Annotated in this window: 25 protein-coding genes and 1 pseudogene; 18 read left to right on the top strand and 8 right to left on the bottom strand. The window is 56.7% G+C overall.

Annotation, left to right across the window (positions count from 1 at the left end):
- Window position 1: 1 nt before the first annotated feature.
- Window positions 2–934, top strand: coding sequence for an AraC family transcriptional regulator (locus AC1D2R_RS21475; RefSeq protein WP_477970257.1), 933 nt, complete (start codon window positions 2–4; stop codon window positions 932–934).
- Between the two features lie 30 nt (window positions 935–964).
- On the opposite strand, the gene AC1D2R_RS21470 is transcribed toward AC1D2R_RS21475, so the two are convergent.
- The gene (locus tag AC1D2R_RS21470; protein ID WP_477970255.1) at window positions 965–1,174 is read right to left on the bottom strand and encodes a hypothetical protein; all 210 of its coding nucleotides are present in this window, start codon (window positions 1,172–1,174) and stop codon (window positions 965–967) included.
- A gap of 79 nt (window positions 1,175–1,253) precedes the next feature.
- Here AC1D2R_RS21470 and AC1D2R_RS21465 point away from each other — a divergent pair, with 79 nt between their 5' ends.
- Complete coding sequence (locus AC1D2R_RS21465) at window positions 1,254–1,601, top strand: c-type cytochrome (RefSeq protein ID WP_477970253.1); 348 nt, start codon at window positions 1,254–1,256, stop codon at window positions 1,599–1,601.
- A gap of 93 nt (window positions 1,602–1,694) precedes the next feature.
- Entirely contained in the window at window positions 1,695–2,126 is a 432-nt protein-coding gene (locus tag AC1D2R_RS21460; protein ID WP_477970251.1) for a hypothetical protein, read from the top strand.
- Between the two features lie 148 nt (window positions 2,127–2,274).
- On the opposite strand, the gene AC1D2R_RS21455 is transcribed toward AC1D2R_RS21460, so the two are convergent.
- The gene (locus AC1D2R_RS21455) at window positions 2,275–3,393 is read right to left on the bottom strand and encodes an OpgC family protein (RefSeq protein ID WP_477970249.1); all 1,119 of its coding nucleotides are present in this window, start codon (window positions 3,391–3,393) and stop codon (window positions 2,275–2,277) included.
- A 581-nt stretch (window positions 3,394–3,974) separates the two neighbouring features.
- Between AC1D2R_RS21455 and AC1D2R_RS21450 the strand changes: the two genes are divergently transcribed.
- From AC1D2R_RS21450 to AC1D2R_RS21430, 5 genes and pseudogenes are all read left to right on the top strand, one after another.
- A complete protein-coding gene (locus AC1D2R_RS21450) occupies window positions 3,975–4,541 on the top strand; it encodes a hypothetical protein (protein ID WP_477970247.1) in 567 nt (188 codons plus the stop codon).
- Window positions 4,542–5,095: 554 nt separating this feature from the next.
- Window positions 5,096–5,494: pseudogene (locus AC1D2R_RS21445) on the top strand (SLAC1 family transporter); the annotation flags it as partial.
- 121 nt (window positions 5,495–5,615) lie between these two features.
- Window positions 5,616–6,107 (top strand): SLAC1 family transporter, encoded by a 492-nt coding sequence (locus AC1D2R_RS21440; RefSeq protein WP_477970245.1) that lies wholly within the window; start codon window positions 5,616–5,618, stop codon window positions 6,105–6,107.
- A complete protein-coding gene (locus AC1D2R_RS21435; RefSeq protein WP_477970243.1) occupies window positions 6,062–6,757 on the top strand; it encodes an SIP domain-containing protein in 696 nt (231 codons plus the stop codon). Before AC1D2R_RS21440 ends, AC1D2R_RS21435 begins: the two co-directional genes overlap by 46 nt.
- A 271-nt stretch (window positions 6,758–7,028) precedes the next feature.
- Window positions 7,029–7,664 (top strand): hypothetical protein, encoded by a 636-nt coding sequence (locus AC1D2R_RS21430; protein WP_477970241.1) that lies wholly within the window; start codon window positions 7,029–7,031, stop codon window positions 7,662–7,664.
- 74 nt (window positions 7,665–7,738) lie between these two features.
- Here AC1D2R_RS21430 and AC1D2R_RS21425 read toward each other — a convergent pair whose 3' ends face one another.
- On the bottom strand, window positions 7,739–8,692 hold the full coding sequence (locus tag AC1D2R_RS21425; RefSeq protein ID WP_477970239.1) for a homocysteine S-methyltransferase family protein: 954 nt from the start codon (window positions 8,690–8,692) through the stop codon (window positions 7,739–7,741).
- Window positions 8,693–8,891: 199 nt separating this feature from the next.
- Here AC1D2R_RS21425 and AC1D2R_RS21420 point away from each other — a divergent pair, with 199 nt between their 5' ends.
- A complete protein-coding gene (locus AC1D2R_RS21420) occupies window positions 8,892–9,542 on the top strand; it encodes a TetR/AcrR family transcriptional regulator (protein ID WP_477970237.1) in 651 nt (216 codons plus the stop codon).
- Here the strand turns inward: AC1D2R_RS21420 and AC1D2R_RS21415 are convergent.
- Entirely contained in the window at window positions 9,539–9,739 is a 201-nt protein-coding gene (locus AC1D2R_RS21415) for a DUF2269 family protein (RefSeq protein WP_477970235.1), read from the bottom strand. The genes AC1D2R_RS21420 and AC1D2R_RS21415 overlap by 4 nt on opposite strands.
- An 850-nt stretch (window positions 9,740–10,589) precedes the next feature.
- Between AC1D2R_RS21415 and AC1D2R_RS21410 the strand changes: the two genes are divergently transcribed.
- Both AC1D2R_RS21410 and AC1D2R_RS21405 read left to right on the top strand, forming a co-directional pair.
- Window positions 10,590–10,862 (top strand): BON domain-containing protein, encoded by a 273-nt coding sequence (locus AC1D2R_RS21410; protein WP_477970233.1) that lies wholly within the window; start codon window positions 10,590–10,592, stop codon window positions 10,860–10,862.
- 54 nt (window positions 10,863–10,916) lie between these two features.
- The gene (locus AC1D2R_RS21405; RefSeq protein WP_477970231.1) at window positions 10,917–11,162 is read left to right on the top strand and encodes a hypothetical protein; all 246 of its coding nucleotides are present in this window, start codon (window positions 10,917–10,919) and stop codon (window positions 11,160–11,162) included.
- Window positions 11,163–11,396: 234 nt separating this feature from the next.
- Here the strand turns inward: AC1D2R_RS21405 and AC1D2R_RS21400 are convergent, their stop codons facing one another.
- On the bottom strand, window positions 11,397–11,615 hold the full coding sequence (locus AC1D2R_RS21400; RefSeq protein ID WP_477970229.1) for a hypothetical protein: 219 nt from the start codon (window positions 11,613–11,615) through the stop codon (window positions 11,397–11,399).
- Window positions 11,616–11,912: 297 nt separating this feature from the next.
- Between AC1D2R_RS21400 and AC1D2R_RS21395 the strand changes: the two genes are divergently transcribed.
- Together AC1D2R_RS21395 and AC1D2R_RS21390 are read left to right on the top strand one after the other, a co-directional pair.
- Entirely contained in the window at window positions 11,913–12,122 is a 210-nt protein-coding gene (locus tag AC1D2R_RS21395; RefSeq protein WP_477970227.1) for a cold-shock protein, read from the top strand.
- Window positions 12,123–12,249: 127 nt separating this feature from the next.
- Window positions 12,250–12,450, top strand: a complete 201-nt coding sequence (locus AC1D2R_RS21390; RefSeq protein WP_477970225.1) for a hypothetical protein — start codon at window positions 12,250–12,252, stop codon at window positions 12,448–12,450.
- A 723-nt stretch (window positions 12,451–13,173) separates the two neighbouring features.
- On the opposite strand, the gene AC1D2R_RS21385 is transcribed toward AC1D2R_RS21390, so the two are convergent.
- Window positions 13,174–14,370, bottom strand: coding sequence for a M14 family metallopeptidase (locus tag AC1D2R_RS21385; protein ID WP_477970223.1), 1,197 nt, complete (start codon window positions 14,368–14,370; stop codon window positions 13,174–13,176).
- A gap of 432 nt (window positions 14,371–14,802) precedes the next feature.
- Between AC1D2R_RS21385 and AC1D2R_RS21380 the strand changes: the two genes are divergently transcribed.
- Window positions 14,803–15,033, top strand: a complete 231-nt coding sequence (locus AC1D2R_RS21380; protein ID WP_477970221.1) for a hypothetical protein — start codon at window positions 14,803–14,805, stop codon at window positions 15,031–15,033.
- Window positions 15,030–15,461 (top strand): metallophosphoesterase, encoded by a 432-nt coding sequence (locus AC1D2R_RS21375; RefSeq protein WP_477970219.1) that lies wholly within the window; start codon window positions 15,030–15,032, stop codon window positions 15,459–15,461. Before AC1D2R_RS21380 ends, AC1D2R_RS21375 begins: the two co-directional genes overlap by 4 nt.
- Window positions 15,462–15,669: 208 nt before the next feature.
- Here AC1D2R_RS21375 and AC1D2R_RS21370 read toward each other — a convergent pair whose 3' ends face one another.
- Entirely contained in the window at window positions 15,670–18,729 is a 3,060-nt protein-coding gene (locus AC1D2R_RS21370; protein ID WP_477970217.1) for a hypothetical protein, read from the bottom strand.
- Window position 18,730: 1 nt separating this feature from the next.
- Window positions 18,731–19,588 carry a hypothetical protein gene (locus AC1D2R_RS21365; RefSeq protein WP_477970215.1) on the bottom strand — a complete coding sequence of 286 codons (858 nt, stop codon included), beginning with the start codon at window positions 19,586–19,588 and terminating at the stop codon, window positions 18,731–18,733.
- Window positions 19,589–20,224: 636 nt separating this feature from the next.
- On the opposite strand from AC1D2R_RS21365, the gene AC1D2R_RS21360 reads away from it, so the two are divergent.
- The 3 genes from AC1D2R_RS21360 to AC1D2R_RS21350 all read left to right on the top strand — a co-directional run bounded on the left by AC1D2R_RS21360 (window position 20,225) and on the right by AC1D2R_RS21350 (window position 23,573).
- Complete coding sequence (locus tag AC1D2R_RS21360) at window positions 20,225–20,404, top strand: hypothetical protein (RefSeq protein WP_477970214.1); 180 nt, start codon at window positions 20,225–20,227, stop codon at window positions 20,402–20,404.
- A 1,472-nt stretch (window positions 20,405–21,876) separates the two neighbouring features.
- The gene (locus tag AC1D2R_RS21355; RefSeq protein WP_477970212.1) at window positions 21,877–22,953 is read left to right on the top strand and encodes a Fic family protein; all 1,077 of its coding nucleotides are present in this window, start codon (window positions 21,877–21,879) and stop codon (window positions 22,951–22,953) included.
- A gap of 170 nt (window positions 22,954–23,123) precedes the next feature.
- Entirely contained in the window at window positions 23,124–23,573 is a 450-nt protein-coding gene (locus AC1D2R_RS21350) for a hypothetical protein (RefSeq protein ID WP_477970210.1), read from the top strand.
- Window positions 23,574–23,984 lie beyond the last annotated feature (411 nt).

The following is a 23,984-nucleotide window of genomic DNA, read 5'->3' as shown; positions in this document are numbered from 1 at the left end:
CATGCATGAGTTGGACCTGTTGTCGGACGTACTCACCGCTTCCCGGCTGGGAGCCTCGCAGATCAGCTTCGCCCGCATGCGAACGCCCTGGGGCATTGCCGTCGAACCGATGCGCAATGCGGCGGTTCACGTTGTCCAGGCCGGAGAATGCTGGTTGCGATTTGAGGGAATGGCGGAACCGATCCATCTCGGCCAGGGCGACATGCTGCTGGTCGCCGGTGGCGTCGCCCACCAGATCAGCAACCCGCCAGATGCGCCAGTCATGCCGATGCAGACGGTATTCGCGCGCTCGCAAACCGGAGATCGCGATGCCGGCAGCGAGGATGGAACAACCCTGCTCTGCGCCAAAATTTCCATGCGGGAAAGAGTGCCCAATCCGCTGGTGCCGCTGCTACCGCCGCTGATACACCTGACGCGCGCCCAGGTGGACGCAGATGCATCCCTGCGGCTGATCGGCGAGCTTCTTCGGGTCGAAGCCGGCGGTTCGAACACCGGTCACGATATCGTGGCGCCCCGCCTTCTGGACAGCGCACTGGTGTTTCTGCTGCGCGCCTGGCTGGAAAGCCAGCCCGTCCAGACGACGGGCTGGTTCGGCGCGCTACGCGACCCCGGCGTCGCCCGCGCCCTTCGTCTCGTTCATGCCGCTCCGGAAAGGCCATGGACCGTCGAGGCTCTCGCAAGCAGCGTAGGGCAATCCCGCGCGACCTTCGCGCGGCGCTTTGCGAAGATCATGGGAGAACCGCCGCTGGCCTACGTCGCTCGCTGGCGTATGAATATCGCCGCCCGTGCGCTGGCTGAAACGAGAGACACCGTGGAGCAGATCGCCCACAGGGTCGGCTACGAATCCACGCCCTCGTTCTCTCAGGCTTTCCACCGGATTGCGGGCCGGTCGCCCGGCCAGTATCGGAAAAGCCACGCTGGACGCCTTGAATGACGGCGGATTTTCAGGAAGTCGGCGAGTGGCTCATTTTATCGTGAAAAGCCGCTCGATCTCACCGCGTTGTTCGGCGTGTTTCACCGGGTTGTCGTTCTTGAGTTTTTGCAGATTGAGGAGTTTCCAACGGACAGCTGGCAAGGGGAGCGCGTGTGGCAAACCGATATGTGCGATCGGCTGTGTAGCATGGCCGTCGTCCCCTTTTGTTATGGAGTCAACATTGGGATAGAAGGGCGCCACAGAAACTCATCTTGGGGCTGCCTCAATGGCGAATTTCGTTTCCCGGTCCCGCCGGTGGCCAATCCGATGGATGATAGCGATGGTGTGGTCGGCAGCCTTCGCCGAACAGGGCTCGTCCGCGGACCTAGAGCGGGGCGAGAGGGTTTTCAGATCCTGCTCAAGCTGCCACGTGATCGATAGCGAGCGCAGTACATTCGGGCCATCGCTCAAGGGTGTGGTCGGAAGGAAGGCCGGCAGCATCAAGGGTTACAACTATTCCCCGGCAATGCGGAAGGCGGGAGAGGGTGGCTTGGTCTGGACAGCGAACGACCTGTCGGAATTCCTATCAAAGCCGAGCGGGAAGGTGCCTGGAAACACGATGCGCTTTTCGGGCCTCTGGGGTTTCGAAATCAACGACCTAGTTGGCTATCTTGAGGCAAATCCATAGGCGGCGGTGCGATGGACGAATGCTGGTGAATCAGCTTAGCATTCGCTAATGTGGAAGCGATTGCTCGAGGGACGAGAGACGAGAGGGGTGGGAATGTTCGGCTTCTTCAAGCGAAAGAGACACGCTCCGTTTTCACCCGAAGTCCAACTTCTTTGGACCGAAGTGGAGAAATTCCGCATCCGTTATCGTGGTAGTGGTGCGCCCAATGAAAAAGCCTTTGATGCAGTTGCGCATGAGATTTTTAGAGTACTAACAACTCAGGGTACTTTTGCGACAGACCTGATCTTGAAGCGCGATTGGTCTGCGCCTGATGCGACAAGCATGATGATCGCCGAATATGTTTCGGCCGAAATCCTGTCCGGGCAAATGCATAGCTACCGAGGCATTCTTACTGACAAGGGCAAGGCATACCTCAAGCTGTTCAAAGTGTGCACGGAGAGGATGATAGGTTCAGGTCGTATGCCTGCTCAGCAAGGCTATGAGGGTATTCGAGCATTCGAACAAGAGATAGCGATGATTGGCTAACGCCTCTTGGGCGTCCGCAAGACGCCCTTCGACGCGCTCTTCCAAGCTCTTCGTGGACAAGACTCTGCGAGCAGCCAACGCAGCCCCATGTCGCGGGTGTTCCTCCTCTCACGCGACCGCCAGCCCGACGTTGTCGTCGTATGAGCCGCTAAGCCATCTGCGAACGGGCACTTATGGCAAGTTTTTCCGTCTGGAGGCGTAGTGCTACGCCATACTGAATTGCCAAGCCCACCGCGAGCGTCGCGCACTCAAGGGCAGGTGAGAACACATACGCTTCTCTCAGAACCTGTAGCGAAATGCAGGCAAGCGATCCCCAGGCGAACACAGCAAGGCCTTGCTTTCCAAGCAGCGACACAGCCGCCAGCTTGGCACTTCCCGCAAGCGCACGGAACGCTGTGATCTGCGAGATCACGTAGGCGAGCGCCAAAATGTGCATCAGTCTCGGAAGCGGCAGTATCCCCTTGTCGAACCCGACCAGGAGGGCTGGATGATCACCCCAACTCGTAAGGTCGTAATGTTGACCCTGAATGATGAACATTGCAAAGGCAAGATAGCCAATCGCAGCCGCCATCAGCACCGGACTGTAACCGACGAGGGCCTCACCCTTTTTTGACGAGATGCCAGCGCACAGTCCAACGCAGTAGATCAGCTGCCATGAGAACGGATTCAGGAACCAGGACCCTTCGGTGGGAAAGGTCGGGAGATTGATGTTGTTCCACCCGGCAATGGCCCAAATCGAAACCGACACTGCCAGCAAAAGAACCCAGCTGCGTGATGCAAGAGCGAGGAAAAATGGGGTCGCTGCCAGCAGCAACATGTAGAGCGGTAGAATGTTGAAGTAGCCCAGCTGATGCGTCATGCCGAGCACACCCAGGGCGGTCGTCCACGGAGCTTCGAGATATGACACCATGTTGACGCGTTCGGAGAGCGCCGTTGTGCCAAGAAGATTATGGCCGGCCATAAGGATGACGACGGCCAGCACTGTAGTTAGTAGATGAACGCTGTAGAGCCGGCCAGCGCGACGCAATATGCGGGCAATTGCGTGGATACGATCGCCAGCATACACGTTGGCATAGGCGAGACCTGCCGACATACCAGACATCAGAACGAACGCTTCGGCTGCATCCGAGAAACCGAAATTCTTCGACGTGAATCCTTCCATCACGTTGCCCGGCACGTGGTTGATGAAGATCATAACCAGAGCTAAGCCACGGAAGAAATCAAGGCGCGGGTCTCGGCCGGCCGATGAAGCGGCAGGGTGCTGCATTGCTAAACTGTCCTGATGATTCATTGCTGTTGATGACGCACCCAAGGTAGCAATCGTGCGATGAAGCCCACATGAACGAGCAGTTCACGTTTCCGACATCCGAAACTCCAGTCACAAGCCCATCCGGTCCGCCACAGCCGGGCCCTATCGCCTGCCTTCAAGGCGAGGCAGGAACCCCGCCAGACAGCCAGCAATTGGTATGAACGAGCATATTTGATAGACGCCCTCTATCCCGATCCTTTCGGTCAGGCCGCCAAAGAATCCCGCGGCAATTCCACCTATTGCGAAGTTGAGGCCGTAGAACATGCCGCCAATCAGTCTGATCCGATTGGGAACGAGGTCCGATGGACGCGAATGCGCTTGCCATGATCAGGATCGAGAAGTCACTCGTCCCACTACAGAATCGTGCTGAAATGTGAACGCGATTTTCATTGCAGGCCCTAGGCGCTCATGTATTCCATCGCTACCATATGATTCGTCACCCACCAAGGTTGGGCGTCTGTGGCAAAGGACTTGTTGATGAGCAGAGTTCCACTTGTAGTCGTCGCGAATCTTGCCGAGGCTAGCCTATGAAGATAGTAATGACGTCGCTTTTGGTTTTGATGGCATTTTCTTTATCCTCGTGCCAGACGGACGATAAAAGTCAGCAGCCGCGTTTCACAAGCAACAGCCACGGCCTTTCAGTTGCCGGCCCGGTCCAGCCCAATGCTAACAATCACTTCATCGAGTTTCGCTCGCGTTACGCACTGACCTACGGGCATACTTACGTCGTTTTTGGGCGTGTGGACGCTCAGGGAAACATGATCGATCCCGAGGTTGCTGGCCTTGCCCCGGCCTCGCCGGACGCAGCGCCCTATGTCATGGGGCATTTCATACCGGTTCCCGCCACGACCGGGCAGACCGATGGTGACCTGGAAGAGGAGTACAGGTCGGCAAGCTGGCGCGTGATGCTCACGGATGAAGAATACAATTCAGTTGTCGCTTTTATCCGCAAACAGCAAGCGAACTCCCATTTCTGGCAAGCGTCGGTCGACAATTGCAACAACTGGGTCGGCGAAATCGCGCGTCACATGGGCTACAAAACACCCAGCATCTGGCTGAGGCCTCAACAATTCGTCACGGAGCTGCGCGAGATGAACACAGTTTGATTGCTGGTGCTAATTTAACCCTGATAGCCGTGGGTCCCGGATCTTTGGGGCGTGCGTACGCTTAAACCAGTTGTTCGCAGCCGCTGGGACACACGCCGAACTCTTTGAATGAAGCATTCGCTCAAACGGCTCCCACGCACCCTACCTCGCTATACTTCAATCGTTCTGCCCGACGTCGGCTGTGTCGCAGCCACCAGCCGACCTATCAGCGCTATCTATGCCAATCCGATCTATTCGATGTTGAAGATTGTGTTTGGATTTAGGAATTCAATTGGAGTTTGGTGGTGTTTGCTACCTAACCATTCGCGGGTCCTGCCGCTCTTCACCGCGACCGAACAGCTTCATTTAATGGTTGATAATTGGCGGTCCAACGCATTGTAAGATATGGCGATAGTGAGCTCGTTCAAACGTCGTCGGACAAGGCAAGGGCAGGGGCGTCCCGGCCCTGTTTCGAACTGGGCCGGCGGGTCACCCGTCCCAACCGCATCTTGTCGAATATGGGTTGGGCCGTTACGGTGGACACATAAACCCTAATCCAACCAAGGGTCGGCGGCATGGCCGCGAACGGACTTAGAAGCCTGCCTGAACGAATGCGCAGCTTTCCCACGCCGGTAGCAGGGCTGGCGCTCGGTATCGCGAGCCTTGGGTTGTCCTGGGAAAACCTCCTTCCCGTCGCAGGACTTGCCGAAACTGCCGCCGTCATAGCCGCGCTATTGCTCATTCTCTTGAGCGTGCGATTTGCTCTCCACCCTGAAACGCTCTCACGCGACCTCGCCAATCCAGTGGTGGGCGGTGTGGTCGCGACATATGCGATGGCTTGGATGCTTATTTCGATAAGTCTCTGGCAAATCAGTCACATGGCCTGGGCGTTGCTCTGGTTGTTCGGACTGGGCTTGCATGTGATCTTCCTGTCGCTATTCGTCAAAAATAGAATGGGGGTCCGATTCGAGCTTCTGCACATGGTGCCGAGCTGGTTCGTACCCCCGGTCGGCATTGTTGTCGCCGCCGTGTCCTATCGCGGCCCGCACGAGGGACCGTTGTATCTTTTAGCGGGTCATTGCATTGTACTTCGGGATGCTGGCCTATGCGCTGATGTTGCCGGTGATGTTCTACCGGTTCATTTTTGCGGAGAACGTCCCTGTGACCGCAATGCCGACGCTCGCTATCCTCGCGGCCCCGGCCAGTCTGTCCCTGACTGGTTATTTGTCTTTGGCCGCAGACCCGCAACCGTTGCCCGTTATTCTGCTGATGGGCATTGCAGTGCTGATGACGGCCATTGTCTATGTCGCTTTCCTGCGATTGCTCATGTTGCCATTCTCGCCAGCGTATTCGGCGTATACTTTCCCGTTGGCCATCGGGGCAACGGGACTTTTCAAGGCGGCAGCACAGATGGAAGCCTGGCAAATCCGTCAGAAGCTAATCGACCAGAGCCGCGGACTGGCGGTCTTTGAATTGCTCATTGCGACCGCAGTCATTGCCTACGTGACCGTACGGTTTGTTCAATTTGCCTGGGCGCACTGGTGGCAAGCACCTCGCAGAGATGCTGGACGCATAGCTGGTCCGTAGCCTGCCATCTACGCCGGCAGGCCGCACTCCCATCGATAAAACGGAGACTGGCGGAGCTAGACAAGAGATGCAGCGCTGTCGCCGTCATCGCGGTGACGGGTTCTTCTGAACATCAGGAGATGAGGACCGACGCCGCCATAGACATCAGCTGGATACACCGTTCGAACGCTCTCACCCCCTCGAGCGCAAAGTTCGCAGAGAACCTACGCGACTCGGAGATCACAGCGGAAACCTTCGTTTGGGTTGCCGGAGAGCTTGAAGCGGTCAAGGATATCACCGCGCATATCCGACAGCTCAACAGCGAAGGCATCCCGCACGCCACGGAGGACGAGGCCCGGCTCATATGGGAAGACCACCTCATCTGGCCCGAGCACTACGACGAGCCGGTAGAGGCCCGCTACTGGTATGACTGGTTCGACCTACAGGGCAGTCCGTGCGCCAAGGCTTACCGCCTGCTCGACAATGTCGACCTTAGTCCCGATCTCAACTCTCGGCGAGAAGGGCTGCATCTGGCTTTCGAGGAAGGCGCGTATCAAGGAGACAATTGTCGCTGGGTCGGGGCAGGCGGCAGGCTCGCAGTGTCGCTGTTGCAAGCGAGGCTGATCGATCTCAACCTTCCAATCATGGTTGAGGAGGGTAAAGGAGCATAACATATGACCAAGACATTCAAGGGCCTGCCCGCAACGGGTGGCGTCCTTGAGTACCTTCGCCTTATTCGGTGTTGATAATTCACCCGCGTCTCCCCACCTCAACGAAGGTGTGATGGAACCATTTGCCGCGTGACCGCCTTTTCCCGTGCGAGAATGGCTGCGCGGAGCGAAAGTCTGTGGAAATTATGGTACAGCCGCGTGCTTGGCGCATGTGCCGGGTTTCTGATCGGTGCTGCGGTGTTATTGCCCGATCTTACTCGGGAGAGATTCGATGGCCTTGATCGACATTTTGACATCCGTGGCCCTGGCAGCTGCCTCAACTGTCACTGTTTCCATTTCGCCGGCAGAGACCGCAGCACCGCCCTTCCGGCCGTTTGGCGTCTCGCAGGATTCCCTGCCCTCGGCTTTGGGCTGCAAGCCTGTCTACGGCGATCAGACCGACACGACGGGCCAATACGCATGCACCAGCCTGCCCGGCGGAAGTGACCTCTTTGACCAGTATGTTCTCGCTTATGTTCGGGGGATGGGGATATGCAATGTCGTAGCCGTGTCGCGTTACATCGACGACGACCAGCGCGGCACGACAACACGTGAGGTGTACAAGGAGGCTGCGTCCCTGCTGGCGTCGCAATTTGGTCCGGCCGACGAGAAGGTTGACCATGTCTCAATGTCCAAATTCGGAAAGGACGGAATGTTCCGGCAGGCGGTCATCGCCCAAGAGCGGCAGGTATTCGAGCAGTGGGACAATCTGAGTGGCAGATTTCAAAATGCTCAGTCGGCCAGTGTCACAATTTCCGGAAGCGATGACTGGGGATTGGCAGTCTACAGCATCTTCCGATTTGCCCACAACGATGCATGCCTTAGCAACTTCCAGCAGCAAACAGGGTTGCCCGACGAGGGCGAGTGATCTCGCCAGGCAGATTCAACCGGCCGCCCTTCCGGCAACGGCAAGGCAGCGCACGCCGCTGAGCACTGAACCCGTCAGGCCCGGGCAGGTTCCGGCATACACGCCTCGCAGATCGCTGCAACGTGCCGGTGATCAGTGCCGCAGCAACCCCCGACGATCCTGACCTGCGGCATTCTCTGCATCAGATCCCTGTACCGTTGTCCGAGATCGACGGGATCGCCTGCATCGAGCGTCTCGCTCTCGTCGAGTTCCGCATGGCTCATGCGTGAAGCGTTGGCCCGCAGCCCATGGATGCGTTTCGTCCAGTCTGCACCAGGATCGAGTGCTTGTGCGAAATGCGTCGGATGCGCGCAATTGATCATGTAGTAGGCCGGTGAGCCGCCGGTCGCCGCATCCGTCGTCTCGATCGCGTCCTGCATGATGCGCCCGGTAACCAACTTGCCGTCCGTTTCGACCGTAAAGGAGATCGCGTTGGGCATGCCATGAGCCGCGGCAGCCCGTGCAACGCCGATCGCCTCGTCGATATTGTTCAGAGTGACGGCCGCGACCATGTCCGCATCGCTGTCGGCGAAGCTGCCGATCTGGACGCTGTGATAGTCCTCAGCCTCGCGCGCGTTCATGTGGCCGGCCTTGTATCCGTCGCCGCGCGGTCCAATCGTGCCGCTAAGCACGATCGGCCGGCTCGGTTCCTCGTGTTGTTCGCGCAAGCGTGCAAGTAGGGCAATGCTTTCCACATTGGCGTTGTGCAGTGCCTCCGGCGTATAGCCTAGCTTTTCTGCCCAATCCGGGCTAGCCCGCCATGTCGGGCTGTCCAGAATGAAGCCCGCGCCATGCTTGCGGGCGATGTCGAGATAGCGGCGATAGTAGGCCCGCAGTCGGTCGCGGCCTTCTTCTGAGGCGATCATCACGAAGGACGCGAAGTGCGGAAGCTGCAGGCCGTCGTGAAAGATGAAGGTCGTTTCCATACCGCCGTCGGTGACGAATGTGGCGCCCTTGAGTTGCGGCAGGCTATGTCTGTACTTGGCCATGACAATCTCTCTTTCCCGAGCAATTCAGGCGAACAGATTGTCCGCTTTTGGGCTTCGAAACTAGGCGACTTGCGGTATAGTTCGGCATCTGACGACGTTTGCCTTTGATTTCAACCGCTTCCACAGGGCGGATGAGAAGGGGCCTTCACACACAGCACGGCGTGCGGATGAAAACCGTACCGGCGGTACAGGGGATTTGATGCGCAAGGGCGAGGAGACCAGAACCCGCATCCTGGACGTGGCCGAAGCTGCCGTCCTGCAGAAGGGCTTCGGCGGCACCTCGATCGACGAGCTGATCGCCGAGACCGGCATCACCAAGAGCGGCTTCTTCTACCATTTCCGAGACAAGAACGCGCTCGCCAAGGCTCTGCTCGAGCGCTACATCGAAAACGACGAACGGATCTACGACGAGATATTCACCCGCGCCCGCGAGCTTACCGAGGATCCGCTGCAATCCTTCCTGCTCGGCCTGAAGCTTCTTGCAGAAGTCCTGTCAGACCTGCCGAACGGCCATCCCGGCTGCCTCGTCGCCACGGTATGTTACTACGAGCGCCTGTTCGATCGGGATATCCAGGAAACCAACAAACAGGCGGTGCTTGCCTGGCGGAGGCGTTTCCGCGGCATGTTCGAGGAGATCATGCTGGTCTATAGGCCGCGCGAACCGATCGAGATCGATCAGCTGGCCGATATGGTCTCGACGGTGCTGGAGGGCGGCATCGTGCTGTCGAAGGCGTTGAAGGAGCCGCATGGGTTGGCAGATCAGGTACTCGTGTTGCGCAGCTTTGTGAAGCTGCTGTTCCAGCCCCCGATCGTCCGCCCAGAGGTGGCCACCGGTAGTGACGCGCCCTAGCCGCCATCCTCCATGGCGGCAGCCATCTCGGCGAGCTTGCGCACCGCGGTGAACCACGATGCCGCCCGTTGGGCAATGACGAGCGGGTTCCGGGTCCTGTGCGCCATGACCATGAAGAACGCTATACCGGAACCGGTCCCAAATAGGACGCAAGCGCCGAGGATGTGAAGCCAGCGAACGAAGAGGTCGAGGTCCATGATGGGCGTGCGGTTTTAACAATCCGAACATGCTGAGTCCTCTTGTTGGTGACATATGCCCTTATAGACAGGCGGTTCGCGGGAGTGCATCAAGTCGTGCGCGCGAGATCAAAGCCATAGCGGCGTTCCTAGTTATGCCAAGGTTGGTGGGCAGGAGAGGCCCTTTTGCGCGCCCGCACTTAGCAGCGCGTAAGCGACCCCGGGTTTTGTTTCCGAGGTCGCTCGACGTCGTCACAATCAGGGGTCGCCCAGTCCAACGTCTCTCTTTAGCCAGTCCGAAAGGTTCGTCACCTGGTCAACGGGGCACTTCAAGCCAAGAATCTTGGCGATGATGGCGAAACCGGCAGGCACAGACCCGATGCTCGCCAAACGTGGTGGGTTTGCGAGCGACGGCAGTCCGCCGCCCTTTGTTCTATTTTTTCCCATGGTGGATCACGGCAGTTCTAGACTAGCCGCGCCTTCTTTCAAGCATGCGAAATGAGCGGCGCAAGGGCGGTATGTCCGCGATGCTGCACGCTGCGCGAAAACGCCAATCCGCTTGAGATTTTAGCTTGGGAGATTAGTCAGGCTTCAATGCCAGGAACACTAAGAAATCTCAGGCCACAGTGGCGTGCAAGATGATAAATTCTGCCATTGCACGCCTCCTATGGTTGTGACTGTGAGTTTCAAAATAGCCAACTCCAGCTGCGTTGGCAAGCTGGCCGCCTCTCCAAACCGCCCACATCCGTCCAGGTTGGGTCGACAGGGAGCCCAGTCTGCATCGGCGCAGGTCAATCAGACCTAAGTCCCACACGAGAACTTAAAGGTCGTTCGGCTGTTACCTCATAGAGGAACGGAGAGGAGAATGATCATGACGTTCGGACCAGACAGCATTAGCCACGAGCAGTACTGCACAAGCGGGCACAGCTCGGCTTCCACCATTGCATCCGTCGGAGCGGCAATGTCCGCCAACCCGGATCTCGATAGTTCAGGGATTTCGATGAGAATGCTTGGTCCCGTGATGCTGCTTGAGGGCTATATTAATAGCTACGCTGACAGGGAGCGTGCCATCTCGATCGCCGCCTTATTCGTTGGGCCTGAAAACGTCCAGGACCGAATGCTCGGCCGGGTTATTGACCACTGATTTCACGAGCGCAAAGGACGTCGGGGCGGCAGTGACCCGGACAAAGGACATGCCATGAGACGCTGGCTTCCGCTCGCTGGGTTTGCGGTTGCGAGCACCTTAGTTGCCGTTCTTGTCTGGCCCGGCGTGAGCTTTATGGACGTCGGCTACCAATGGTTTGCAACTTCATCCGTCAGCCATGCAGAGGGCGGGCATTCTGCGGATTGCCTCGCTTCGAGGGAGCGCAATGCCCCGCTGAAGGAGCGGCCGAGGCTCACCAAGGCGGATGGAATGGCCGTCAATCTTCATCAGACCACTTAAAGCCGAAATCAAAACCCTTATCACGCAGCATGAGTTCGATTTCTCGGTTGCATGCGAAATGTTCGATCTTCATTCTTTCAGCTTCAACGGGGTCACTGCTTGTAGGAACAAATTAGACATTCCCGGTAGGTACTCGTCACGGCCTTCCTCGCGGATTCTGGTGTGATGCTCACAGGTGCGATGCATCGCGTAGTAGTCCAGGAAATCGCCCGATCTGTAGGAGCCGATGCTGTATCAAATGAACCAGCCTTCCGAATATTTATGACCGGGTTGCCTGGCCGCAAGCACCGGCATTGGCAGACGAATTCCCCAAAACGCGAAATTGTCGGCGAACTTTTGTGGCAGCACGAGAGAGTGATCGGGGGTCGGGACCAAGACTGCGATATTGCGCCAGGGATGACAGAGACCAAAACCCATGCCCGCAAAACCAAGTGCCGGCGCGTCGATGATCACGGATGCAATCTGGATGGGCTTCAGCGAATTTATCCTGGAGTGCGTAGTTAGACTGCCTCATTGGTGAACACCCGGTGTGGGGGTCGAAGGAGGAGCGAAACCCGCAGCCAAAACCATCGGTTGACATTCCAGCGCATGTCACTATTAATGGTTTATCGATCTTTTGCTTGCCGAGCTTTGTCTACCGCGCGATTGGCGCTGCGCTCTAAACGAACTTCCTTTCAAAAATAGTCGTTACCACCGTCCGCGAAGCATCGCTTCCGCGGTTCCTTACTCTATGCTTTGAAAGGGTTCATCATGACCACAGGCACAGTAAAATGGTTCAATTCCACCAAGGGCTTTGGCTTCATTCAGCCTGACAACGGCGGCTCTGACGCCTTTGTCCACATTTCGGCCGTCGAACGCGCCGGAATGCGCGAAATCGTCGAAGGCCAGAAAATCGGCTACGACCTCGAGCGCGACAACAAGTCGGGCAAGATGTCGGCCTGCAATCTCCAGGCTGCTTAACAATCAAAACCTGCTTCCCCTTTGACCACGGATGTACTGGCACTGGGTGAGGCGCGTTTATCTGAGAGGCCGGGCACTGTCCGGCCTTTTTGCTCCGCATTCGACCGAGCTGTTTTTAGGAAATCACATGACCGAGACCTATAGCAAGTCTAGGCAGAAGGCCGAAACAGCCTTCGGCAATCTTCAATCGCAGTTCTTCGCGCGCAATCACGCGGGCGAGGAAATCGACTTCGTTGAGCAGGCCCGGCAGACTAAGACCGCACGGCTCCGAGAAGCGAGGCTAGCGAAAGAAGCCGAACGCGAGGCCGCCGTTTCGATCCAGGGCTGATGGTCCGTTAGCCGGTGCCACAGTAATCGACAACCAGTTGCGCCGCCAGAATAAGTCCCCCCGATAGCCGTCGCTTCACGATAGAGAAGAAATGATGGGCCTGGCAGGATTTGAACATGCAACCATTCGGTATGGGTCGACGGCTCTAACCATTGAGCGACGGGCCACACGCAGAGAGTTTTCGATGCAATTGAACTAGAAGGTGTTTCCCTGGACTAGCCACCAAACTGGGAGGAACGCCAATGCAACTACTACTACCCAGACCGAAGCAAACTCGATGAGATACTGCCGTCTTGTCTTGGTCTCGTTCCACTCGAGGTGCATTGCCGCCAATGCGGGTGCGCTCACCGCGATAATCGAGTGTGCTGCGCGGCCGTCGTAGTACCAGATGGCAGCGATGTGATCTACAAATTCATCTGGATCGGGCGGAAGCTCCGCACTACGGACCGCGTCGGCACTCTCCCGCAACAGACTATTTAGCAGAGCGGAACATCACCGCGGCGATGTATCGCTCGCAGTACCCCCACTCATTTGATCGTATGTCGGTGGCCTCTCCGTCGTTGTGCTCCTTCTGATTGGGATCAGAGCGCGATGCACGGCGCGGGTAGACGCAAAAGCACTAGTCCGACCTGGCTTAATCTTAGCGACGCGACCGATCGATAAGCGCCGTAGTTCGAATTCCACATTCTTGGCGGCTTCGGAGTACTCGGTCGATCCGGATTTTCATTCAGCGTAATCTACTGGGATCTCCTGAGTCACAGCATTGTAGAAGACGAAAACCAGTGGTGTCCCCGGCTCGGCCGTCGCGTCCGAGCGATATCCGGAGACCTCTCCTTCCACAGCGCTCGCGTATTCTGCCACGACCTCTCCAAATGCGTTGCGCTGAATGGCAACCTTGCGACCGATCTCAACCTTCTCGTTCAGTTGAACGAGAATCTCGACAAATCCGCCATGCGTTGCAAGCACAGTATGTCCGCTGTTTGCAATGAAGATGTCGCTGTCCCGCCCAGTGCGGCCTATCGGTCCGGCTATAATCCCGTGATGCTTGAGCACATTTATCGTGCCTTCCACAAACAGTGGGATTAACTCGCGATCGAGGATGCGCGCAGCACCAATCTCGGGGGTGAAGGCCGGTATTCCGGCATCGATGAACGCGTTTGCCAGGAGAGTTGGATAGGCAGGGTTGTCGAAGATCTGATCAATAGGGAACAACTCGGCCATTGCCTTGACCTCTGGGAGGTCCATTCGGGCAAGATGGAACGCCGTGATTTCCATTCCCGTCGCCCCTGTATGAAAATCGATTGCATAGTCGGCGTTCGGCTTAAACAGTCGATTGAACAGTAACGCCGAGTGTCGGCTTGGGGCGCTGGCACCGTCTTCGTTCCCGGGCCACTCGCGATTTATGTCGATTAGGTCGATCCCTCTACCCGAGTTGGGCCAACGACGGGCCATGGATTCCAACGCCGGACGCGACACATCTGGTACCGCCACCACGGTACCCGACATTTCTGCGGGATCGAGTTGGCTCATCACGGTTTGTATGGTGTGGACCGGGCTTATTTCATCGCCGTGCACACCGCTGACAAGGACTACGCGCTTGCCGGGCCTCATCCCCTTTGCGACCGTCACGGACACATACCAATGCTGACCGGTCGGCATCTGCACTCCCTGGAAATAGAAGCGGTGCACGCCGGGTTCTAGATCATTGATATCAAGCGCGCTGATAACCTTCTTCCCCTGGATCACGTCGCCCGTATAGACCGTTCCTTGTGGTGCACCTGCCACAGGAGCGGCAGAATCAGCAGACGGTGTAACCTCAGCATTCGCATTGCCGGCAAGCGCCGACGTCGCTCCGACTGAAGCGATGGCTGCGATTATGAAGTCTCGGCGATCTAGGCCGGCCTTAGGTTCTTCCATCATGTCGAGATCATCTCCCAGAATTATGGAGGAAAAAGACCGTCAATGCGCGGCGAATGCAAGCGTGAATTGTCTCACCCACAACGCCCATCGGCACGACGGCTGAGGGGTCCAATGCAGCAACAAAGGCAAACAACCCACGACGGGACGCAGAAACCTTTTTTGACTCCTTTGAGGTTGGTTCAGATTTAACCGGCTAGCCTGCTGAACCGCGGAAGATAGTAACCTACCTCTTGCTCGATGGGGCGGCGCAATTCCTCATACTCTTCGATCGCGGGGTCATCCGCGCGCTCTCGGTGAAGCTTATCAATCCAGAGGATAGCGAAGCTGTAGGATTCATACAGTTCAGCGAAATGGTGCGCAACTCCGGAAAACGCTCTTATTTCGGGGAGGCGTAAGGCAAGCAGCGCCCATCCATGAATTCTTGGCGAGGAATTGGCCCGTGCGCAGGAGATTTTACAGCGCGAGCGGACGCTTCTCGATTCTCTGACGAAGGAGTTGGCGGCGGTCGGCTTTATTTCACCGCAGCGCCTCGAGGAGTTGCAGCGCTCTAACCTCAATCGCGGCGCGACCAAAAATGTGAAAGGCAAGCAAGTCGGTACCGCCAAACGCGCTGTTCAAGCCCGCGCCAGTGCAGCCCCTAGTCATAAGGGAGGTCAGCCATGAGAGCGTGGATCATCAGCGAGGTCCATTCTTCGCCGATGGAACTCCTTATCGGGCGACGGCTTGATGTTCCTGAGGCGGATATCTGCATCTGCGCAGGGGACATCGCAAACAACATCGAGCGATCTGTGGATTTCTTGTTTGCCGAAATTGCGCCGCACATGCCTGTGGTCGCGACGCTGGGAAATCACGATTACTACGGCACGTCCATCGACCTTGCTATTCAGTATGTTCGCAAGTGGACAGCGGGAACCAATGTTCACATTCTCGAAAACCAGGTCTTTGAAAAGAAAGACCTACGTGTGGTAGGTGCAACGTTGTGGACGGATTTCGCCGTTAGGGCGCACGACGCAGGAGACCTTCCGCTCGAAGAGCGCCGAACTTTTGCGGCGGGGGTAAAGCCTGAAAGCGCTTGCGAGACGCGTCTTTAAGCCGTCGCTAAAAATCGGAGAACAACAATCTCACGGCCGTCGGTGAGATGGTGAGCACAGGGCGACCTTCTGTCCTAAGAAGGAGGGATCAGACGGTGAGCAAAACGCGGTCAGTCGCTGCTGACGCCACTCTTCATCCGGCGAGCTTCTGCTCGTCAAGCATGAGGCCAAGCTCCTGCGAGACTTCCCCGAGAACGGGTGGCAGCCTCTAAGATCGCTCCTTGAACGGAAGGCAGGTCCCCGCCAGTTCAATCCACAAGGCTGTCAGTCCACTAAGATCGATCCCTTCCGCATGTTCTCGGACAATTTCAATATCCCATACAGCAAAAGGGCTGATGGGGGTCAAATCGGAGTTTGGTCGCCAGAGGCTGGTGTCTCCGTCGAGTATTGAATCCTCGGAGGGAACCAAAGGGGTGACGTTCTGGATCGCGTCCGCGGGCAGGTCCGGTGGTGACATGGTAGACGCCCATGCCGCTGTATCTGCATGGGTCGCGTCATATTTGAACTCGATCGTTACCGGTGCGTGGACAAATTCAAATGTCGTGTTCTCGATTGACTGGGATTGCTCTGGACCGAGGTGCGTCAGGCGCGTAGCGACGTGGCCAGATTTCGTCGCGATGCCTTTTATCCAGGCCCGAATGTGCGTTACCTTCACATTTGCCTTCCCGGCGAGCGGGGATTGCCTCTCCCGTGTCACGCGGGTGACGAGGGGGATCTTAAACTGGGCCTTTCCACAAGCCTTCAAGGCGGAAAGGGCGGCTGGCTCCTCGAAGCGGTAGAAGTAGCGATAGGTCGGTCGACCGTCGGAGCCATTCCTCGGCCATGTCGCCGGTTCTGTCGAGGCTCGTTCCAGTTCTCTCGGCAAAGCGGCGTAAAGCTTCAACAACTCCTGTCTCAGTAACTCCGTTGAGATGCGACCCGACAGGCCGGCGAATGATCGTGGTAGATTGCTGGGAGCCTCGCAGAGGTAGGCTGCCCGATAGCACCGGGACAGCAGATTGATGTACTTTACCGTCAGGAACTTGGTGTCGCTGTACAATCTCGCCAAAAATCCAAGTTCGGAGAATAATTCGATCGTTTCTGCATTGGTTCGCTCGAGTGACGACTTCAGGTCGTTTTGCTGCTCGGTTTGCGATTGTGTGCGTTTGATCAGCGCCACAAATTGCGATGCCCGGCCGTTAAACTCCAGGACATGTTGGTTCCGCGTGATGATGGCGCTGGTATAAGTGTCCAGACGTTTTCGGACCTCGTCGGCAGCTGGGAAGTCCGCGCATTGATCCAGCAAAGTGGACAACTGGTTTTCCGACGTGAAGACAAGCGACATCGCGTCTTCGTCCACCGTCACCGACCCGCCGAGAAACTGTGCGCCGTCCTTCAACTTGGTGATGGTCTCCTCGAGATGGCTGATCGCCCGCACGATGTATCGCTTAGTCCGCTTGATGCCCTGTGCATCGGAGATTTCGTCAAACGCTGAGCGGAATGCGTCAAGCCCTCGGCCGCCTTGTGCCGCTAGCATTGACGCGCGTAGGATCTTATCGATGCCCGACGCCCCGGTCGGCGTGAATGTAAGTTGTTCCAGAATACCGAAGATCTGTGCGAGGTCCAAGCTGAAGGCTGTTTCCACCTGGCTCTTGAAGTCGTCCATGACCGCAAGCAGCCAAGATTTTGCGTCAGCGACGATGCGCTCCGCGATGCGGATATCATCCAGAGTGGAAGAAAGTTGCTTTCGCACCTCGTCCGTCTCGCTGGCGAGCAACTGCAGGTTTTCCTGCGACAAGGAAATGAGGGTTTGTACGTCGGCCTTATGAAGAGCGGTTGCCTCCTGCTTCTCGAAGTATCTCTGATACAGAGGCTCGATTGCCGTCAAATGATCGAGGAGCGCAGGCACTATCGACTCGAAGATGCTTCTCGAAGCTCTTGGAACATATGTCCTTGAGTAACCGAAGTAGTCCCGAAGCTGCGCCATGTTGGTCAGTGCAGCGAGAGCCCTGTAGTAGATCGCCGTCAGCTGTTGCTTTTCAATAGGATCTCTTGCTGCCACACGTCGGCCGACATCTACAACTGAGAGATCGTAGGTTTTGTCATTGCCACGATCCAAGGGGAAGCTACCGCCCCAATAGTCGCCCACCGCGCCGATTTCCGTCGCGGGCACGGAATATGGGCGCAAGACATCGCAGATCCATGCGTAGATCTCTCTGGCCTCCAATAAGAGATCGGAAGCCGCCGCGAAATCCGACGAGATATAGAGCCTTTCGGCATAGCCGAGCAGCTGCGACAGGAATTCCAGACGAGCGAACGGAGCGAATGCATCCGGTTTGTGGGCAAGACATATCGTCTGGAGAAATTGAGGCTCAAGAAGCGTCGCCCGGTCAAACTGCTGAAATCCACCTTCCGGCCCCACTGGACCTGGCGCGCCGCTCTCACCTCTGCCTTTACCTCCCCGGTTTATTCCCCCAAGCCCGGCACCACCGCCATCGCCACCCTTGCCTGGCGCTCCATCCGGGCCTGGCAAGGTACTGACCTTGAGCCAAGGCCTCGGGTTCGACGAAGCGTGTTGCGGTGTTTCCAAGTATTGTTGATAGAGAAACTTGATCGGACCGGCTTTTCCGCCTTTGCCCCCGACGCCGCCAACACCCCCGGGACCACCGTTCCCGCCGCGGGGGCCGACCTGACCGGTCATTTGCATTTTGCGTCTGTCACCCTCACCACCCTCCTGGCCCTTGCCACCCTTTTGACCCGGACCTCCAGGGCCACCGTCTGCCAACAGTTTCAGGGTACCGCCAGCAACAGTGACAGTCCCGGCCACAACGCTGATTGATCCTGCGTCGTCGCCGTGGTCTCCAACGGCTCCCGTTAGACCCTGCCCTCCGTCGGCTCCCACGCGGTTCAGGTCTACGTCAAGCAGTCCCAATCCTGCCTTGGCAGGAGAGACGTCGGCAGCCGGGAGTCGATTGCCAATCTCCTTTGCCCCGGCCGTCACGTCGATAACGGCATCTTCCCCAGATGTGAAAACGAGGAGTCTTGCAAAGATTCTTACGCTGCGCCCCGGCAGGACGAGCGGACCCGATATCTCGACGGTGTTCGCATGGACATCGAGGTCCGACGTGGGTGTTATATTGAGAACCCCGTCACCCTGTAGGCTCGTCGACTGCGTAATGATCAGGGGTTTGGTGGCAAGAACCTGCGTGGCAATTATCGTCTCCGTTTTAGCCTCGGAATCTGATTGTTTTACTGTTCTGATGAGGAAGCTTTCATCGGCGGCTATCATATTAGCCTCTCGCTTTGCGTCGAATGTCACCATTCGCGATACGCGTGATTACTTGCCAAGCGTCGATATCGGTATTGGAACGCAATGTCGACCAGCTACCATTTACCATCCAATCCAACCGCTCCTCGTTGCGCAGGTAGTGGATATGGGCGACACTAAACGGCGAGATGACCTTTGCGACTTCAATCGGCCCGCCCATAACATCTGGAAAGACGTTGAGTTGTCCGGCTTGCAGGACGCTGTCCATCAGACCCGTGTAGGTCTCAACGAAGCGCGCCTCCTGCAAATGCTCGTCATACGCCTCCAGTTGCGGGCCGCTGGTGACCTTGATGCGATCAGCAACCCAGAGTCCCACGATCCTCCCGGGATCTCGTTGGACACTTCGAGGATCGAATACCCGTTCTTCGGCATCTACAAAACCTCTCCAGTCAGCCATCAAAATTATGGCAGCATCGACAGCCGTCTTCGCCTCCTGGTTTGCCGCCCGCAGATTCGCGACATCTTGAGGCCTCATGTAGCCGATCGTTTCCACACGAAGCTCTAATGGCAACCTAAGAAAAGGAAGCGCCTGCGCCAGATCTGGCATGACCTCCTGCCGGCTCGTGGGGTCAGCCAGAGCGGCGGCGGTGAGCGCGCCTTCCATCTCGCCATGAGCCCTTGCGAGCTTCTCATGCTCGTTCAGGCTCCGCTCGGCTTCTGCGATCTCGTGATCGATACGTTCACGAGCCTCTCTTTCCGGGGTGCCGTCACGTCGTTGACGCATCTCATCCAGGTCGTGACGGATCTCGTCACATCTGCGCTCGTGGGTCTCTCGCTCCCGCCGGAATTGATCGATCTGCCTGTTGTGTATCGTCGGCATAGCGTCTCCTTTGCCGCGTTTCGGGGAACCGCGGGATCATTCGTTTCAGTGCTGACTAAAAAAGCTTCGATACGATGGCGACCAAACCTACGCCATCGCCGGCCGACGAGACAGGGATTTGCCGTTCTGATGTCGCTCGGGTCCGTGCTGGAACGAGCCTCTGAACACAAGCTATAGGAGAGCGTGAAAACTCGCGCAATAGGAGAATAAGCTGGCCAATCTCTCCGCCATGAATAGGTTAAGAGATGTTCTATTTTTTTATTTAACTTGAGCAATACGGAACGATTATGCGTTCAATTGGCGATGTCACTTTAACTTCCGCCCCGGCGGGGCTGAGAAGACAGAGACGAAACGTTTCAGACGTTCCGGCGATCGGTACCGCTGCACCCTTCTTTCCCGCTTTGGCAAAGGGGCAAAGCCTGAAAACGCTTGCGAGACTTGTCTTTAAGTCCTCGCTAAAATCGGAGAACAACAATCTCACGGCCGTCGGTCAATGGTGAGGACAGGGCGACCTACTGTCCCAAGAAGGAGAGTTCTGACTGTGAGCAAAACGCAGTCAGTTGCTGCTGACGCGACCCTTCATCCGGCGAGCTGTTCAGGGGACCTTGACGGTCGAAAAGCCACGGAGCACGCTAAATGCACACTGCCCGAAGGAGAGCCGTGACGGAAATACTGAAGCACGCCAACGAGAAGATTTCCGCGATCCAAGCAGAGATCGAGGTGCTCGATTATGCACTCCTCGCTGGGCTCATCGAAACGGTTGCCGCCGCTCAACGTGCTATCGACGAGACCCGTTCAGAGTTCGGGAAAAGCTGATCCAGTCGTCTCTAGCCCGTGTTCGGAGGCTGGTGGCAGCTCGCGATGACCACGCCTCTTTCGCAGTGCAGCAGACCGCAGCGGACGATTTGCCATGCTGACCCTACATCTCGTACGCTGCTTAGCTTTTCGGATGGAAATGTTTTCCTGTTTGTCGGAAGACAAGTGTGATCAGTCTCGCGAATCCGTCATGATCGCATCGGCAAACCTCCGCTCGAAGATCGCCTGTCCCACTGCCGACGTCGGAAATGCCGGCTCAACCCTGACGCTTGGCGTTCGAACTGAGCCAGTTCTGCAAACGCTTGGAGAGTCCGCTGCATTCCGAAAGCGTGATGTAGTCACGATGGAACTGCTCGGTGGCTTCTCGATCCACAGCCCACCATTACAGAAAAAGGGGGCTCAGTCGCGCTTGCGACGAACTTGCGCCTCAGGGCCGATTAGGGTCTCGTCTAGGTCCATCGTGATAAAGCGATGGAGGACGAGGCTGGCGAGCCCGGCTATTGGTTTCCTGAAAGGCATTGAGGCATTCAGCGACGCTGAGGCTGCCGTGCTCATCGAGAGCAGCAAGGAGCCGGATGCGGTCGGAAAGGGCCGCCTCAAACTTCGCGTATCGGAGAAGGTCTTTGGCGTTCTTCACGCGAATTTGGGGCAACGCCGACCGCGAGATTGTCTCGTGATGATACCCGGCAAGCTTGGCGGCCTGGCGAGTCCACGACGGTAAGGAGCCCTCGGATGTCACGCTACAAGGAACGTGATGTCGCTACGCTCGACGACGAAGTCCGGCCTGTGAAAGCTTCACCCTCGGTGAGGGAGATTGACATGCATGACCACCCGACGATGTCATCATCGACGTCAAGAATGCAGCCAACATCCCGTGCGAGCTGGCTGCGGAATACGGCTGGCCCGGTGCAGCGAACAGTGCCGAGAGGATAAAAGGTCTGTGCCGCTACCGTCGGCACCCGGTTTGGGATGAAAGAGAGACGCTCATCAGAAACACTCGCAAAAGAACAACACCGGTCGGTCCCGCCTAAGCGGAACGGCTCATAGGGTAATTCGTAGCGATGTGCGAGGCGTGTACCATGGCGCGAACAAATACAGAACAGAATGATGTGTTGTCAATTGATTTTTTTGAGTCGGCTTCGGAGGGCGCGACGACCGGCATTCCTTGTTGGTCGACAAAGCAGAATTTATTCACGATAGCGTCGGCCCGTTTCCTCGCTTGCTGCTTGCAACCAAACCATATTGGCTTGCACCATAACCTTTGATACAGCGGTGAATTCTCTTCCCATATTAAAGGTTATGTGCTTAACCTTTAATATGGGTGGCATTTGGGGATGCATATTAAGGGATAAATCGAGTTGAACCGAGACAACCTATCCGAACAGGTCCGACAGACGCTCCAGAGATTCGATGGGCAACATCATGCTCATTACGGGGTTGTGCCCTCTGCACCGAGCGAGGAAAGCGTTGCCTTGGAAAAGGTCTCTGTACCCCTGGCAGAGGCCCACGCCGCACTGAAAGAAGCAGCGGTTCTCGCCCCCAAACTTGCTGACCATTATATGTTGTCTCGTATACCGATGCGCAAGGAGGCATTGAGCAGTTCCTCGATTGAAGGAACCAACAGCACCTTGGACGAACTACTCCTCGTTGAAGAGGATGATGAAAAAGCAACGGAAGCCGCATCTCAGGTTCGTGACTATGCGCTAGCGTTGGAGCAGGCGCTTCCGGAAGCTAGAGCGCAACGCCGGGATATCTTCTCGCTTGATCTGATCGCGAAGCTTCACGCAGCCACCATGAAATCCGATAGCGGCTACCGGGATGAACCGGGAAAATTTCGTGATCGGGTGGTTTGGATAGGCGGCGGCGACATCAGTCAATCGACCTTCAATCCCCCGCCGCCGCAATTTGTGCAGGGGTGCATGGAAGAACACATAGGCTACCTTAAAGCCGACGGCATGCAGACTATGAACCAGGATTTCATCACGCGCATGGCGATTGCGCATGCCCACTTCGAAGCGATCCATCCATTCCGGGACGGAAACGGCCGTGTTGGTCGTTTGCTTTTGGCTGTCATGATGGCGGCCGAGGGGCACGAGCCGGTGTATTTGTCGCCCTTCATCGAGGAAAACAAACAGCGATATTATGACGGTCTTCAGGCGGCTCAGGCACGGCTAGACTACAGTCCGCTGACCATTTTTCTTGCAAATGCGGTTCGCGAATCCGTCTACGAATTCAAACGGCTCAAAAACGATCTAGCTGAGTTGGCGGATGAATGGCGCACGCGAGCAAAATTCCGAGAGGGATCGGCGGGGCTGGCCGCGCTGGCGATTCTGCATGAATACCCGGTGTTGACCGTTGGCCGCCTCTCATCCCTCTTGGGGGTTTCGTTCCCGTCTGCGGCCGGTGCTGTTGGAAAACTCGTTGAAGCGGGCATCCTTGAGGAAAAAACTGGCTATTCGCGAAACCGCATCTTCTCAGCACCGGAAGCCGTTAAGTTGCTGAACAGACCATTTGGCGAAACGTACGAGTCAACGGGACCAGGAATGTGAGCGTGCGTCAGAATAAGATTCTGAGATCGACGGGCTACGATTGCTCTTCAGTTGGTTGGGGCCGTTGAGCGAGAGTTTAATAAATGGTGGACTCAAATCCACAGGCATTGCGAGCGCCAAAAATTCACCGAACAGTAGAGAACACCGGACAAACGTTCAGCGAGCTTCCAATGTCCAACGAGATTCGCAGTTGCATAGAAGGGGAATTCAACGGCTTCGACGAGGCGAATGTGTATTGCCTAGAGAATGGCCAAGTCTATCAACGGACAGCACATCACTATCATTATCACTACGCCTTTCGGCCACGCGTGCGGATTTTCCACAACGGCTCGGGGTTAATGTTAGAGGTCGAGGGTGTGCAAGGGGCAGTTCCAGTTGCCAAGGTTGGCTGTTTGGAAGAAGGCGTAGTTGTCTCGGACTTCAAAGGCTTCAATGGGGATAGCGTGTTCCAATTCGAAAACGGACACGTATGGAAGCAAGCCGAGTACAAATATAGCTACCATTACGCCTATCGTCCGGAAGCTACGGTCGTTGATGGAATCAATGGCCCCGAATTGCATGTCGAAGGCCCAATAAGCTGTCGCAGGCAGGTCGAACGCTCGAAAGTGGTTACACCGTGATCCGGTGGGATGATGGTCAGTTCTACCTCTACGACGATGAAGACAAATTGGTCGAGAACATTTCCTTTATCACTGAAGCTCCGGCAGAGGATCATGCGAACGGCTTGAAACCACCTTCCACGGGTCTTATGAGATAAAATCTTCGCGCAGGGGAACGAGGTATCTCCACTCGTAAGATCTGGCTAGAACCTTCGCAAATCTCTGCCGAAGTTCGGGGGCGTCGCACAATGTAAAACGCGGTGCCCACCAATCAATCATGACCACGCCCCTTCGTCTGGCAGTGGTCTCGTCTTCAAGGGCATGTTCGAAGATATACAAAGCCCGTTCCATTTCCCATCTTTCACCTTGTGGTGGGCGGGGTACGTTTCTCTCATCGCCGTTCTCGACGATCTTCTCAAACGCTGAATAAGG

The organism is Rhizobium sp. P1_C7, assembly GCF_056406295.1.
Note: the sequence above shows the minus strand (reverse complement) of the source record. Positions and strands in the feature narration are given on the sequence as shown.